Genomic DNA, 13,545 nt, shown 5'->3' with positions numbered 1-13,545 from the left:
AGCCTTACCTAACCTGTCGGTCACTGTAGCGATCTTCGGTCCTTAGCGCGAGGGCTATCGGGCCACTCGTAGGCGAGGAACGTCGGTCGGCGGCGGTAGTTCTTGGTCGTCCAGACGGTCGAGCAGAGCTTCGGACCAGGTCAGCAAGCCGGCGACGTCGATACCGTGGGGAGGGTCGAACTCGTATCCGCGGATTCGGTCGTGCCCCTGACCGAGGAGGGACTGTGCGCCGACGCGGTTGCCGCGCAGCAGATGCGTAAGTCCGACGGCGAGTTGAGCCAGACCCTGCCACAGCATCCGCTCGGCTTCCGGTGAATCCTTCCAGGTGCCTTCGAGAATTTCGTGCGCGTGGAACGGCATACCGGCGTCGAGCAACTCCTGCGCCCGCACCAGAGCGTCGTCGGGCGGAAGCCGGAGGTCGTCGGGAATGCGTTCGACGCCGGTGGCGCCCCTCGGCAACGGTCTACCCAAACCGTCGCGGGGGCGGCCGTTCAGCGGCTTACCGGTCTCGTCTCGTTCGCGCTCCGGCACGTAGCTCTCACACCTTCGAAGTCGTTCGTGCAGCTTCCTGCGTCGTGTTCGTGCCCGATGTCGCAGGGGACCGCAACGTCACAGCGATCAAGGCAATCAGAGCGATTGTCGATACGCCCACCATCGTGACCGATACTGCCACGGCGTCGTTGCCGAGAACGCCGACCAGAGGTGCGATGAGAGCGCCGGAACCGAACTGAGCGGCTCCGAGCAGTGCAGCTGCGGTGCCAGCGGCCTCACCGTGGCGCGAGAGTGCGAGCGCCGGTGCATTCGGCATCACGAAACCGACGGCGCCGAGAACGAACCACAGCGGAACCAGGAACCCGAACATGCCGCCGATGTCGCTCACCGCGAGAACCACCATCACCACGGCCGACACGACACCGGCGGCCAGCGCGGCGATGACGATGCGGACGGGGGTGAAACGACCGAGCAGAAGCACATTGAGTTGCGAAGCTCCGATGAGGGCGATCGCACCCAGCGCGAACACGATGGCAAACTGCTGCTCGTTGAGGCCGAACTCCTCCTGGAGAACGAACGACGACCCGGCGATGTAGGCAAACATCGCAGACATTGCCAAAGCTGCTACGAGGACGAGTACGAGGAACTGTCCATCACGCAGGAGTCCGCCGTAGGTACGCACGACGGGCATGATGCCGCGGCTGCGGCGACGCTCGGGCGGCAGACTCTCGCGGAGCGAGAAGATTGCGAGGATCAGCAGTGCGACGCCGATCAGTGCGAGCACACCGAACACCCAGCGCCACGTTCCGACGAGAAGGATGCCGCCGCCGAGGGAAGGGGCGAGAACGGGAGCGACGCCCATGACCAGCATCAGGCGAGACAGAACGGTTGCGGCGGCGCGGCCACTGAAGAGGTCGCGCACCACGGCCATCGCAACCACCGCTGCCGCTGCGGCACCAAGGCCCTGCAGACCGCGGAACAGGCCCAGAACGGCGACGTTCGGTGCCACGACGCACAGCAGCGACGCCACGATGTGGACACCGGTTCCGACGATGAGGGGCAATCGTCGACCGACGATGTCGGACAGTGGACCGATGATCAGCTGACCGAACGCCAGACCGATCAGAGTGCCGGTGAGCGTGAGCTGCACTGCGGCCGACGTCGTATTCAAATCGTCGACGATGGCAGGCAGAGCCGGCAGGTACATGTCGATGGTCAACGGGCCGAGTGCGATGAGCGCACCCAGCACCAGAATGACCCTCAGTCGTTCACCGGCTGTCGGTGCTGTGCCTGCGGGTTGCGTGTTGTCGGGCAGGGGCGCGAAACTCTCTTCGGTGGCGTGTGACACCCACAACTCAGCAACATCATGACCCGATCTGTTCCCGGCTGTGACGCATTCGAGTTAGAGTCCGGGTTCATGGACCGGAGCAGCGCAGATCGGGGTCTCACCGGTTCGGCGAGCGCACGGCAGCACGTCGCGCGGCAGTACGTCGCACGGCAGCACGTCGCACGGCAGTACATCGACGCTCTGCTCTCCCACGACGGAGAAGCAGTGGCCTTCGCGCCCGGCTGTCGCCGCGTCGAAAACGGCATCACCACCGGCTTCTCCGGCCCGAGATTGCGCAAAGCATTGAACACTGCGTTCTACTACCGAGCCATTCTCGCTATCCGCGACATCGAGCTGAGCGAAGCAGGCGACACCGTCCACGCCAGGTTCGAAATCGACGCAGGATTACGTAAGAAGCGGTGGCTCACCGTCGCGGTCGAGGAGAGCTTCCTGATCCCAGACGGCACCATCCACTTCATCCGCGCGAAACTACGGCTCGCCCGGCAGCGCTGACACTGGGCGCTACAGCGCGGTGCTGACTGCGTCGAGAGTCTGCAGTTCCTCGGTCGACAGCGCGAGCGCCGGGGCGGCGAGGAGGGCCGAGAGTTGTGAGATGCGGCTTGCGCTGGCAATCGGCGCCGTCACCGACGGCTGTGCGAGCAGCCAGGCCAGCGCCACGGTGGACATCTCTGCGTCGTGGGCGCGGGCGATGTCGTCGAGCGCATCGACTACGGCCAAACCCTGATCGGTGAAGTAGCCCGACGCGAGCTTCTCCCGAGGTGCTCCGCTGAGATCCTCACGGGTGCGGTACTTGCCCGTTAAGAAACCGGCTGCGAGCGCGAAGTACGGGAAGACTCCGAGGTTGTTATCGGTGGCGAGCGGTGCAAGCTCGGCTTCGTAGGTCTTCCGGGTGACGAGGTTGTAGTGCGGCTGGAGAGCGATCGGCGCGGCGAAATCGTTCTCGGCTGCAACGGACAACCATTCGCGGATTCGGTCCGACGAGTAGTTGGAGACGGCGACATAGCGCACCTTGCCGTCCTTGACGAGCTCGTCGAAAGCGGCGAGCGACTCGACGAGGGGCGTGCTCTCGTCGTCGTAGTGCGCGTAGTAGACGTCGATGTGGTCGGTTTGCAGGCGCTTCAACGACGCCTCGGCCGCGGCGCGGACGTTCTGCGGACCCAGCCCGCGAAACTCGGGGTGCCGACTGACCTTGGTTGCGATGACGACGTCGTCGCGGTTGCCCCGAGCGGCTGTCCAATTGCCGATGATCGTCTCGGACTCGCCGCCCGAATTGCCTTCGGCGAACGCCGAATACGAATCGGCGGTGTCGATGAAATTACCGCCGCCTGCGGTGAAGGCGTCGAGTATCTCGAAGGACGAATTCTCGTCGCTCGTCCAGCCGAAAGTATTTCCGCCGAGTGCGAGCGGGTAGATGTCGAGGTTCGAATGTCCGATGGCGACCAACAGATGACCCTTCGTCGAGTTGCGCGGAACTTCTTTGCCGGTGCAACGACGCGGGTCGAGGAAATTGTTCCTCAGGCGGGGCTGGAGACGCCGACGCCGCTGGGGGTGTCGATGCCATACCGATCGATTTCGGCCTGCAGGTCGAGGGGCCGGATGCGCTTGCTCGCCTCGGTCGTGGCTTCGTCCAGCAGGTGCAGCGGGACGAGCCAGACGATCTCGAATTCGAGCGCGTCGGGATCCTTACCGTACAGGCTCTTGGTGGAACCGTGATCGGATGCGCCGACGAGTGCGCCTGCAGCGGAGAGCTTTTGAGCCAGTTCGGCGAGGTCGCCGAGAGTTTGAACTTCCCACGCGAGGTGGTAGAGGCCGACGGTTCGGCGCCCGGCGTCACTCGGTTCGGCACTCTCGCCGAGCTGAAACAGGCCGAGGTCGTGATCGTTGGTGCTGGCGGGTGCCTGAAGGAAGGCCGCGGACATGCCCATCTGCATGACCGTCGCGAAGCCCAGGACGTCGGTGTAGAACGCTACCGACTTCTCGACATTGCGGACATAGAGCACGGCGTGATTGAGACGCTGAATTGCCATGTTATTTCGGTACCTCTCGGAGCGGCGTGGGGTCGAACCCGGCTGCTTCGAGCTGAAGCTTCGGGGTTGAACCTTCAACTTGGATGGTACACGGCGATCGACCGGACGCGAAGCGCTGTGAGATCAGTGCCAGGAATGGTCGACGAGCGGGGTGCGCGGGCCGAACTTGGGCTTGATTGCCTTACCTGCCACCTGAAGTAGCCGAACCGCCCGAAAGCGATGCGGTGCAAGCGGTTTCAGGTACTCGATCATGCCGTCATCGTCCAGTGGCCGTCCGAGCAGTGACCACCCGACCACGGCGGCAAGGTGGTAGTCGCCCACCGACAGGGCGTCGGCGTCGCCGAATGCGCGTTGCGCCACCTCGGCCGCCGTCCACACCCCCACGCCGGGAACGGCCCGTAACCGCTTCGCCGCGGCGGCGGGTGACATCGTCACCGCCTCTTCGAGCCGGCCCGCAACCTGGGCGCACCGCACGATGGTCTTGGACCGAGCGGGGTCGACGTTGGCCCGGTGATATTCCCACGACGGAATCCGTCGCCATACGTCCGGTGTCGGGGGAACGAACATCGGCCGAGGGGTCGGTCCCGGTGCGCGCTCTCCGAACTTCGCGACAAGCATGCGCCAAGACGAAAAGGCCGACACCCCGTGGACTCGCTGCTCGAGAACGGCCGGAACCAGCGCCTCCATGACCAGACCCGTCCGTCCGATCCGCAGATGCGGGAACTGCCGGTGCGCTTCCTTCAACGTGGCGTGCTCGGGATCGAAGTCCGACGCGTCGTCGTCGCTGCCAAGGAAGGCAGGCAGCGTCGCAGAAAATTCAGCGGCGCCACTGCCCCAGGCGACGCACCGCACCGAATGCCGAGACACCTGCGTCAGGCGATAGGTGACCGGACCGGATTTCATCCGAGAGCACCGCCACACGCTGCCCGTCACATCGCGCTCGAAGGTGGGATCGCTCTTGCCCCGGCGAAGCCCGGACACGGTCATCGCGAGATCCAGCGGGCGATCCGACTCGAACACGGTGGAAACCGACTCGGGCTTGCCCTTGTCGGATGCGGTGACGGGAACGGAAGAAAGCATCAGGTGCCCTACTTTATCCGGGTCGTCGCATTCGCGTTATCAGCGGAAGCCGCCCGCGACAGCGACGACAGTACGACCGATGACCTTTCCCTGCCCGATGTCGTCGAGGGTGGACTGCACCTCGTCGACTGCGACTTCCGTGGTCAATGCGTCGAGCCGGCTCGGTCGCAGTGTGGATTCGAGCTGCTTCCACGTTGCCCGACGAGCGTCGATCGGTAGTTGCACCGAGTCGATGCCGAGCAGCGAGACGCCACGCAGGATGAACGGCAACACCGTCGTCGGTAGCTGCGCCCCACCGGTGAGGCCGCTGGCCGCGACGGCGCCGCCGTACCGGAGGGTGGAGAGCACGTGGGCCAAGGTCTTGCCCCCGACACAATCGACCGCGGCTGCCCACTCGCTTCGGCCGAGCGGGCGAGGCTTCGCGTCCGGGTCCTCGGGCAGCCGGCCGATCACGGCAGCGGCTCCCAGATTCGTCAAGAGGCTTGCGGCGTTGCTCTTTCCGCTCGATGCGTGCACCTCGAACCCGGCGGCGGACAGGAGGTCGACGCTGACGCTGCCCACTCCGCCGCTGGCGCCGGTGACGAGAACGGGTCCGTCGGACGGGGTGATACCCGCCGCGAGCAGGGCCTCGACACTCATGGCTGCCGTGAACCCGGCTGTGCCGATGGCTGCCGCCTCGCGGGTCGACAGCGTCGACAACGGGACAACCCATGCCGCCGGGACTCGCGCGTATTCGGCGTAGCCGCCGTGTTGGGCGGTACCGATGTCGTAGCCGTGCGCGACGACACGCTGCCCTGGTCCGATAGAGCTCTCGGACGACTCGACGACCGTTCCGGCGATATCGATGCCGGGGACGATCGGATACTCCCGCACCACCCCGCCCTTCGGAGTGACGGCCAGCGCGTCCTTGTAATTGACCGACGAGTACTCCACGGCAATGGTCACCGACGGACCGTCGACGGCGGGCAGGAACGAGGAGTCGACGGTCTCTCGCGTCAGCGTTATCCCATCGGACTCGCGGGCGATGAGAGCTGAGAACGACGACGGCACAGTCTGGGTCACGTGTATGTCCTTTTCGCACTGCGTTGGTTGTCCACGGTGGTTTCTCACAGTACCCATGCAGGCGCGGCGTCTGTTGTTTGTCGGTGTGCCGAAGTAGGGTCAGCTCCCGTGATCATCGTGAGTACTGACGGCTCTTGTCTGCGCAATCCCGGTGGTGCCATCGGCTGGGCCTGGGTCGATCACACCGGTCCCAGCATGTCCGGCGGCGAAGCATCGGGCACCAACCAGATTGCCGAATTGCGCGCACTCCTCGAAGCAGTGCTCGCGCATCCCGGGGACGAACCGCTCCTCATCGAATCCGACTCGCAGTACGCCATCAAGTGCGCGTCCGAGTGGCTGCCGGGCTGGAAGCGCAAGGGCTGGAAAACAGCGGGCGGCTCGCCGGTGCGCAACCTCGAATTGGTCCGCGCGATCGACCGGGCCATCACCGACCGCACGGGCCCGGTCCGATTCCGCTGGGTGCGCGGCCACGTGGGTAATCACTTCAACGAAATGGCCGACGTGCTGGCCGGCGAAGCCGCCCGTGCAGTCGCGTCCGGTGCCCTCGCTCCTGGCGCCGTCACCTCCAGTGGCTCTGCCTTCGACAGCGACGCGAGCGCTGGTTCCTCGGGCGCTGGGTCCTCGAGCGCCGGGTCCGCGAGCGCTGGGTCCTCGAGCACTGCCGCCTCGAGCACTGCCGCCCCGAAGGCTGTCCCCCCGGATGCCGCGCCGAAAGCGATGGCGAGTAGTTCTGCGTCCTCCGGTGCTGCTGCCGGGTACCTCGACGAGGTCCCAACCCTGTTCTGAGTCTCAGCCTCGTGGCTTCAAGCGAAGTCCGGGTAGGGCAGGCGCGGGCAGTCGTTTGCCGTCGTAGCCGTCGACTGTGCCGAATTGTTCGCTCTCGGCTTGCCATGCGGCGCGGGCTGCTTCGATGTCGTCGTGGTTGCGGCCCAGAAAGTTCCACCACATCACCACTTGTTCGCCGAAGGGCGGGCCGCCGAGCATCAGTAGTCGTGCGGGTTCGCTGCCGGTGTTGTGCAGTGTCAGGTGGGTCTGTCCGGGTGCGAGGTACCCCAGTTCGGCTCGCTCGATGCGGGTGCCTTCCAGGTTTACCGAGCCCTCGTCGACAATGACGCCGTGCTCGAACGTCTCGTCGACGCGTGGCCGGATCGATCGGCCTGGTTCGACCACGATTTCTGCGCCGAGCAGCGGGGTGAACGTGGTGACCGGCGACGTGTCCCCCGCGAGGGTGCCCAAGAACACGCGGGCGACGGCGCCGTCGAGCAAGACCCGTTGGGGCGCGTAGTGCTCGAAGTCCGGTGCGGTAAAGCGTGCCCGCCCGGGCAGTGCCACCCACAGCTGCATCCCGTGCAAGATGCGCGTGGTGGCCGTCGATACCTCCGAGTGCGCTATTCCCCTCCCCGCCGTCATCAGATTCAGTTCGCCGGGCCGGACCATGGCGTGGGATCCGATGCTGTCGCGGTGCTCGATCTCGCCGGAGAACAACCAACTCACCGTCTGCAACCCGGTGTGAGGATGCGGCGGCACATCCATCCCCCCACTGTTGCCGATGTCGTCGGGGCCGAAATGATCGGCAAAACACCACGCACCGATCAGAGTTCGCCCTTTCTGCGGCAACGTTCGTCGCACGGTCATTGCACGCGGGCCACCGAGCGGGACGTCGCGCGGCTCCAGAATGTCGACCGCCATGTCAAATTCCTTCCTGGGCCGAACGCAGTTTCGTGCACAGAGAGCGGAGGGTGTCGAGTTCGTCGTCGTTCAATGCGCCGCCCACATAGCGCCGAATCTTTGCCGCGTGCCGACGCCCAATCTCGCGTTGGATCGCGAGACCGCCGTCGGTGAGCCCGACGACAGTGCCCCGTCTGTCGAGCGGATCTGCCTCGCGGGCTACGTAACCGAGCTTCTCCAGGCGCTCACACAGCCTGCTGAGAGACGGCTGGCTGAGCAAGATTTCGTCGTTCAGATCGTGCAGGCGCAGCTCGAGCGTCGGACACTTGCTGAGGGTGAACAGCACGTCGTATTCGCGGAGACTGATCGGACCCCAGATGTCGTCGCTGGTGAACCGCCGCATCAGTGACACCTGGGTGCGAAACAGGGCCTCCCAGGCGTCGACTGCGAGCTCGGTACTAGACGGTGACACCGACATCCTTCTTACTGGCGAGCAACGTTGCGTGGGTGGGCGGGTTCTCGGGCACGCCCACGGGTCGCCGAGCAGCGAACTCCTTGCGCAACACGGGTACGACCTCCTCGCCGAGCAGATCGAGCTGCTCGAGCACCGTATTCAGTGGCAGACCGGCGTGGTCCATCAAGAAGAGCTGGCGCTGGTAGTCGCCGAAGAAGTCTGCGAACGCGAGCGTCTTCTCGATGACCTGCTGGGGCGAGCCGACGGTGAGCGGGGTCTGCTCGGTGAACTCCTCCATCGTCGGACCGTGGCCGTAGACGGGCGCGTTGTCGAAGTAGGGACGGAACTCGTCGACGGCGTCCTGGCTGTTCTTGCGCATGAACACCTGGCCGCCGAGGCCGACGATGGCCTGGTCCGCGCGGCCGTGTCCGTAATGCTCGTAACGCTGCCGGTAGAGGTCGATGAGCTGAATGTAGTGCTCTTTCGGCCAGAAGATGTTGTTCGCGAAGAACCCGTCACCGTGATACGCGGCGATTTCTGCGATCTCGGGACTGCGAATTGACCCGTGCCAGACGAACGGCGGGATGTCGTCGAGTGGACGCGGCGTCGAGGTGAAGCTGTCGAGTGGCGTCCGGAAGTTGCCCTTCCACGTGACGACTTCTTCGGTCCACAGACGTCGCAGCAGCTGATAGTTCTCGAGTGCCAGCGGGATGCCCTGACGGATGTCCTGGCCGAACCACGGGTAGACCGGCGCGGTGTTTCCGCGGCCCATGATGAGGTCGACGCGGCCGTCCGCGAGATGCTGAAGCATCGCGTAGTCCTCGGCGATCTTCACCGGGTCGTTGGTGGTGATGAGGGTCGTCGACGTCGAGAGGATCAACTTCTCGGTCTGGGCGGCGATGTAGCCGAGCATCGTGGTGGGCGAGGACGGTACGAAGGGAGGGTTGTGGTGCTCGCCCGTCGCGAAGACGTCGAGGCCCACCTCTTCGGCGTGCTTGGCGATGGTGACCATTGCCTTGATGCGCTCGTGCTCCGTGGGCGCGCGACCTGTCGTGGGATCGACGGTGACGTCGCCGACGGTGAAGATTCCGAATTGCATGGTCTGCTCCCTGAGCCGAGTACTCCGAACGCATTTTCATGCGTTTGCATTGACTTCTGTCGTAACCGCTCGTCGCCCGGACGTATTCCGGCCGTCGGCTACCGGGAAGTGCCAGTGGTCAGCTGCCATTCAGGCCATGCGGCAACCCCATTACAGAAATCCCGGAAAAGTCTTTTTGCGACTACCCATCCATCCCTGCAGCTGCCGCGAATGTTCAATGAGACGCCCGCCGCTGCTGTCGCCCCCGACCGCCGTCAGCTGTGGGCGTCTCCCTTAATTTCCAGGGTCCGGCGAATCCCTCAGATCGCTCAGGCGGCTGACGATGCGATCGATATCGAGGCCCGCGCAGCCTTGCGCGGCGCTGCGAAGATCTACGCACGAGTAGAACGCGGTCCGAATATCGCGGTCGTACAGCACGTCCACCAGGTTGCAGAAACGCTGGACGGCATCCGCCCCGGCGTCGGCAAGTGCAGGGATGCCGCTGATGGCGAATTCGTCGATCGATTCCGTCATCGCGAGGTAGTGGCCCGTCGATCTCGGCATGTCGCAGAGTTCGTCGAACCGTCTGGCTCCGAGGTTCGCGCCCAGCGTCCACGAGCCTGCGGCAAAGCGTGACGCACCGGGTCGACCGGTGGACCGGTAGTCGACCGGCCCGTCGATGTGTACGACGCGAAGATGTTCGGTCAGTAAGCCGATCGCTGGGACGAACGTGTGGTGAAACAGCGGATTGGGGAGCAGTGGAAGTGCACGCGCCGCTTCGCGCCGGTGGCGACGCCGCCGAAATACCTATCGAGCAGCCAGGTCTTTCCGCGGCCGACCGGACCCCAGAGATACACGCCGTGTTCGTCGGGCCGGGTCAGTAGATCTACGGCTTCGGTCTGCGTGGCATCCAAATCGAACTCTGCCGTGAAGGCCGATCGGGCGGCGGCTGGCCTCATAGGGAGCACTCTACAGATGTAGAGTCCCGGTCCATGGACAGAAGAACTGTGATTGCAGACGCAGCGATCACCGTCATCGCCGACGCAGGGCTGCGGGCTCTCACCCACCGCAGTCTCGATACGGCACTGAACCTGCCCTCCGGTTCCACGTCCTACTACTTCCGAACTCGGCGAGACCTGCTGAGCGCTGTCGTCGAGCGCATCGCGAACTCCTCTCGCGCGACGTTCGAGCAGATCGCCGGCGGGCCGGCCGACGACCCGGCCGAAGCGACCGTTCGATATCTGCGCCACCTGCTCGGCGAACGCGAGGCGCAGCTGCGGGCCCGACATGCGTTGCTGCTGGACCCGGGGATGGACGAGATCGAGCGAACCCGCCTCGGCACGTGCTTGTTCTCCGTCGAGCGAGCTGCAGACCTGTTCGACGACCCAGCGGTCGCCGACGGCTACGTCGCACTGTGCGAAGGGCTCGTCGTCGCAGGTCTGTCCCGCGCCGACTTTCCGTTCGAGCGGTCGATCGTCACCTACCTGAAGGGTGCCGTGTCGTCGTAGTTCACCGCTGCGCCACGTCTGCGCCATAACGTTGTCGCACATGCGTGGACCAATGCCCGTCCGCCCGCTGTCGGTTGCCGTCTCGATTGCGGTGGCGCTCATCGTGACCTCGTGCTCGGCGGCCGACGCCGAGAAACCTGCAGCCGGCGCTTTCGATCTCCAAGCACACCGGGGAGGGTTGGGACTCGTCACCGAGAGCACTGTCGAGTCGTTCACCAATGCGCTCGGGCTCGGTGTGGACACGCTCGAACTCGACACGCAGATCACCGAGGACGGTATCGCCGTCGTCACGCACGACCGAAAGGTGTCGGACAAGAAGTGCGTCGATACCACCCCGGCCTTCGTTGATGACCCGGAATACCCTTACGTCGGCAAATACGTCAACACGCTCTCCCTCGCGCAGATCGAGACACTCGACTGCGGTTCGCTTCGGCTCGAGAACTACCCGCAACAGCGGACCGTGCCCGGAGCGTCCATGCCGACGCTGACCGCGGTGCTCGAGCTCGTAGCCTCGGTCGATGCACCGGATGTGAAACTGAACGTCGAGACCAAGGTGGAGGCGGGCAGTCCCACCGAAACGGCACCGCGGGAACAGTTCGTCACCGTGGTTCTCGAGACCATCCGCGATGCGGGCTTCCTCGACCGCGTGACAGTGCAGAGTTTCGACTGGGGCGCACTGCAACTGGTTCGCGGTATCGAACCGTCCGTACCCGTCGTCGCCTTGACCAACGGAGAGTTTCTACAGGTCGGCCAACCCGGTGCGTCTCCGTGGCTGGGCGGAATCGACATCGACGAGTTCGGTGGCGATCCGATCGCTGCCGTCGCGTCCTTCGGTGCCTCGGCCTTGTCCCCGGTGCAGGGCACACCGCAGAGCGGCAAAATCGGCGACTCGGACTTCGAGCTGTATGTAACCCAGAAAATGGTCGACGACGCCCACGCCGCGGGCATCCGGGTGATCCCCTGGACGGTGGACGATCCCGACACCATGAACGCCCTGATGGACATGGGCGTCGACGGGATCATCACCGACTATCCGGATCGTCTTCGCACGGTCATGAGCGATCGCGGAATGCCCCTGCCGCCGCCGGTTGCAGTCGGGTCCTGAGGAACGGGGTCTCCAGGAACGGGGTCAGGGCCTCAGCCGAGGTCGTACACAACGCCGGTGAGCTTTTCGCTCGCCTCCCACAGCTGCCGGGCCAACTCGGTGTCCTGCGCCTTCGCTGAAAGCTTGGCAGGCCCCGGTGCGCCGCGTGATTCGAACAGCGACCGCGGTCCGGTGTACGAGCCGGGACCACCGTTGTCGATCGCGTACAGCGTGGGAAGTGCACCCGCACGCGCCGACTGAGAAATGAACTTGAGGCCGATGGCCGCACCGAAGGACGCGATCTTCGAACTGCCCAAGCCGTCCGGGCTCGTGTACAGCGCGGTCTCCGAGATACCCGGGTGAGCCGCATTGCTCGTGATCGAGATGCCCGCTTTGTCGAGGCGACGCTGCAGCTCCAACGCGAACAGTAAGTTCGCCAGCTTGGAGTTGGCGTACATGCGCTGCGGGTTGTAGCCCGACGTGGCCTGCAGATCGTCGAAGTTCAACTTCGAAGCCTGCTTGTGCGCGACGGACGAGACCGTGACAATGGTGGCGCCTGATTTTGCGTCGGTTGTGGCAGTGTCGTTGGTTGTGGCAGTGTCGTTGGCGCGCAGCTTGGGGAGCAGGTGGCCGGTCAGCGCGAAGTGCCCGAGGTGGTTGGTGCCGAACTGCAGCTCGAAGCCGTCCACCGTCTCGGTTCGCTTCGCGGGCATCATTACTCCCGCATTGTTGACGAGTACGTCGATCGACGCTGGGGCGGACTCGGCGAACTCGCGAACAGATCCAAGGTCCGCGAGGTCGAGGCGAGCAGTATCGACGATGCCTCTACCCGCGGATGGTGCCCCGTCCTTCGTCAGCGCCGCTTCGATTTTCTTTGCCGCTGCTTCGGCCTTGTCGAGGTTGCGGCATGCCAGCGTCACGTGGTCGCCCTGCCTCACCAACTCGAGTGCTGTGAAGTAGCCGATCCCTGTATTACCGCCCGTGATGATTACGCGTCGTTGCGAGTTGTCGGCCACGGCACGAGGGTACCTGCGGCTCTAGGATCTGCCTATGGCACGAGATGTCCCGCGCGAACCGGTCGACCACTTCCCCAAGGGCACCGGGCGTCCAGCAGCAGGTGCGCTGCTCGCGGCAGGCTACCGTTCGCTCGACGACTTGAACGGGGCGTCCGAATCGCAGTTGGCCGGCATTCACGGCGTCGGCCCGAAGGCGATCAGCGTGATCAAGGCGTCGTTAGTGGCGCGAGGTCAGGGCCTGCAACCGTGAAGAGTCGCGGCCCTGAGTGACAGCAGTCCTGAACAGCAGCAGGCGCAGGTTTCTCCGGCTGGAGTGACGCGCTTGTCGCTTCGCCCCCCGCCCATCAAAACGGTGGGGGTCGGTGCCTTTCCCTTTGCGCGACGATGGCGCGGTGCTCGAGGAATTTTGCGCGCAAGTATTCCGCGTCGGCCCTTGCCTGCGGATCTTCGACGCGTGCGATATCGCCCAGGGTCGGCGCGCCGCGAGCGCCGCTCAACAGGTCGGTCCAATCCGTAGCTCCGTCGTCGATGTTGGCTTCCCACCATGTGGGTTCGTACAGTTCGTCGGGCGGTTGCATGTCCCTGGGCGGTTGCATGTCGTTGAGCGGCTGCCCAGCGTTGGTCGGTTGGCTGTCGTCTTGCGGTGTGTCGCCGACCGGTTCCGTTCGAGGTCCCGATTTCTTTGCAGCACCTAACATCTCTGCAGCACCTAACATCTCTGCAGCACC

The 13,545-nt window shown here is 64.8% G+C and carries 17 protein-coding genes and 1 pseudogene; 5 read left to right on the top strand and 13 right to left on the bottom strand.

Annotated features, from left to right (window positions below; translation table 11 throughout):
* Window positions 1-54: 54 nt before the first annotated feature.
* Window positions 55-531, bottom strand: a complete 477-nt coding sequence (locus WBQ44_RS12585; protein WP_495567020.1) for a DUF309 domain-containing protein — start codon at window positions 529-531, stop codon at window positions 55-57.
* A gap of 7 nt (window positions 532-538) precedes the next feature.
* On the bottom strand, window positions 539-1,840 hold the full coding sequence (locus WBQ44_RS12580) for a multidrug effflux MFS transporter (RefSeq protein WP_495567019.1): 1,302 nt from the start codon (window positions 1,838-1,840) through the stop codon (window positions 539-541).
* Window positions 1,841-1,909: 69 nt separating this feature from the next.
* Here WBQ44_RS12580 and WBQ44_RS12575 point away from each other — a divergent pair, with 69 nt between their 5' ends.
* Complete coding sequence (locus tag WBQ44_RS12575; protein ID WP_495567018.1) at window positions 1,910-2,332, top strand: DUF8021 domain-containing protein; 423 nt, start codon at window positions 1,910-1,912, stop codon at window positions 2,330-2,332.
* Window positions 2,333-2,341: 9 nt separating this feature from the next.
* On the opposite strand, the gene WBQ44_RS12570 is transcribed toward WBQ44_RS12575, so the two are convergent.
* The 4 genes from WBQ44_RS12570 to WBQ44_RS12555 all read right to left on the bottom strand — a co-directional run bounded on the left by WBQ44_RS12570 (window position 2,342) and on the right by WBQ44_RS12555 (window position 6,009).
* Window positions 2,342-3,283, bottom strand: coding sequence for an aldo/keto reductase (locus WBQ44_RS12570; protein ID WP_495567017.1), 942 nt, complete (start codon window positions 3,281-3,283; stop codon window positions 2,342-2,344).
* Between the two features lie 71 nt (window positions 3,284-3,354).
* Window positions 3,355-3,867: a VOC family protein gene (locus tag WBQ44_RS12565; protein WP_495567016.1), complete on the bottom strand. Its 513-nt coding sequence runs from the start codon at window positions 3,865-3,867 to the stop codon at window positions 3,355-3,357.
* A 123-nt stretch (window positions 3,868-3,990) separates the two neighbouring features.
* Window positions 3,991-4,947 (bottom strand): DNA-3-methyladenine glycosylase family protein, encoded by a 957-nt coding sequence (locus tag WBQ44_RS12560; protein WP_495567015.1) that lies wholly within the window; start codon window positions 4,945-4,947, stop codon window positions 3,991-3,993.
* 39 nt (window positions 4,948-4,986) lie between these two features.
* Window positions 4,987-6,009, bottom strand: coding sequence for an acrylyl-CoA reductase family protein (locus WBQ44_RS12555; protein ID WP_495567014.1), 1,023 nt, complete (start codon window positions 6,007-6,009; stop codon window positions 4,987-4,989).
* Window positions 6,010-6,117: 108 nt separating this feature from the next.
* Here WBQ44_RS12555 and WBQ44_RS12550 point away from each other — a divergent pair, with 108 nt between their 5' ends.
* Window positions 6,118-6,795, top strand: a complete 678-nt coding sequence (locus tag WBQ44_RS12550; RefSeq protein ID WP_495567013.1) for a ribonuclease H family protein — start codon at window positions 6,118-6,120, stop codon at window positions 6,793-6,795.
* A 3-nt stretch (window positions 6,796-6,798) separates the two neighbouring features.
* Here WBQ44_RS12550 and WBQ44_RS12545 read toward each other — a convergent pair whose 3' ends face one another.
* The 5 genes from WBQ44_RS12545 to zapE (WBQ44_RS12525) all read right to left on the bottom strand — a co-directional run bounded on the left by WBQ44_RS12545 (window position 6,799) and on the right by zapE (WBQ44_RS12525) (window position 10,168).
* The gene (locus WBQ44_RS12545; protein ID WP_495567012.1) at window positions 6,799-7,698 is read right to left on the bottom strand and encodes a pirin family protein; all 900 of its coding nucleotides are present in this window, start codon (window positions 7,696-7,698) and stop codon (window positions 6,799-6,801) included.
* A 1-nt stretch (window position 7,699) separates the two neighbouring features.
* Window positions 7,700-8,080, bottom strand: coding sequence for a MarR family winged helix-turn-helix transcriptional regulator (locus tag WBQ44_RS12540; protein WP_495567023.1), 381 nt, complete (start codon window positions 8,078-8,080; stop codon window positions 7,700-7,702).
* Window positions 8,081-8,135: 55 nt separating this feature from the next.
* Entirely contained in the window at window positions 8,136-9,230 is a 1,095-nt protein-coding gene (locus WBQ44_RS12535; RefSeq protein ID WP_495567011.1) for an LLM class flavin-dependent oxidoreductase, read from the bottom strand.
* Between the two features lie 273 nt (window positions 9,231-9,503).
* Window positions 9,504-9,917 carry an AFG1/ZapE family ATPase gene (zapE, locus tag WBQ44_RS12530; protein WP_495567022.1) on the bottom strand — a complete coding sequence of 138 codons (414 nt, stop codon included), beginning with the start codon at window positions 9,915-9,917 and terminating at the stop codon, window positions 9,504-9,506.
* Window positions 9,914-10,168 carry an AFG1/ZapE family ATPase gene (gene zapE / locus WBQ44_RS12525; protein WP_495567010.1) on the bottom strand — a complete coding sequence of 85 codons (255 nt, stop codon included), beginning with the start codon at window positions 10,166-10,168 and terminating at the stop codon, window positions 9,914-9,916. The genes zapE (WBQ44_RS12530) and zapE (WBQ44_RS12525) overlap by 4 nt, the downstream gene beginning before the upstream one ends.
* Before the next feature lie 33 nt (window positions 10,169-10,201).
* Here zapE (WBQ44_RS12525) and WBQ44_RS12520 point away from each other — a divergent pair, with 33 nt between their 5' ends.
* Window positions 10,202-10,717: a TetR/AcrR family transcriptional regulator gene (locus WBQ44_RS12520; protein ID WP_495567009.1), complete on the top strand. Its 516-nt coding sequence runs from the start codon at window positions 10,202-10,204 to the stop codon at window positions 10,715-10,717.
* Between the two features lie 52 nt (window positions 10,718-10,769).
* Entirely contained in the window at window positions 10,770-11,822 is a 1,053-nt protein-coding gene (locus tag WBQ44_RS12515; RefSeq protein ID WP_495567021.1) for a glycerophosphodiester phosphodiesterase family protein, read from the top strand.
* Between the two features lie 32 nt (window positions 11,823-11,854).
* Here WBQ44_RS12515 and WBQ44_RS12510 read toward each other — a convergent pair whose 3' ends face one another.
* Window positions 11,855-12,817, bottom strand: a complete 963-nt coding sequence (locus tag WBQ44_RS12510) for an oxidoreductase (RefSeq protein WP_495567008.1) — start codon at window positions 12,815-12,817, stop codon at window positions 11,855-11,857.
* A 34-nt stretch (window positions 12,818-12,851) separates the two neighbouring features.
* Between WBQ44_RS12510 and WBQ44_RS12505 the strand changes: the two genes are divergently transcribed.
* On the top strand, window positions 12,852-13,067 hold the full coding sequence (locus WBQ44_RS12505) for a helix-hairpin-helix domain-containing protein (protein WP_495567007.1): 216 nt from the start codon (window positions 12,852-12,854) through the stop codon (window positions 13,065-13,067).
* 94 nt (window positions 13,068-13,161) lie between these two features.
* Here the strand turns inward: WBQ44_RS12505 and WBQ44_RS12500 are convergent.
* A pseudogene (locus tag WBQ44_RS12500) lies at window positions 13,162-13,545 on the bottom strand (hypothetical protein); the annotation flags it as partial.

Source organism: Rhodococcus sp. (in: high G+C Gram-positive bacteria), assembly GCF_049591685.1.
Classification (GTDB): domain Bacteria; phylum Actinomycetota; class Actinomycetes; order Mycobacteriales; family Mycobacteriaceae; genus Rhodococcoides.
This window is presented reverse-complemented; position numbering and strand designations above follow the sequence as displayed.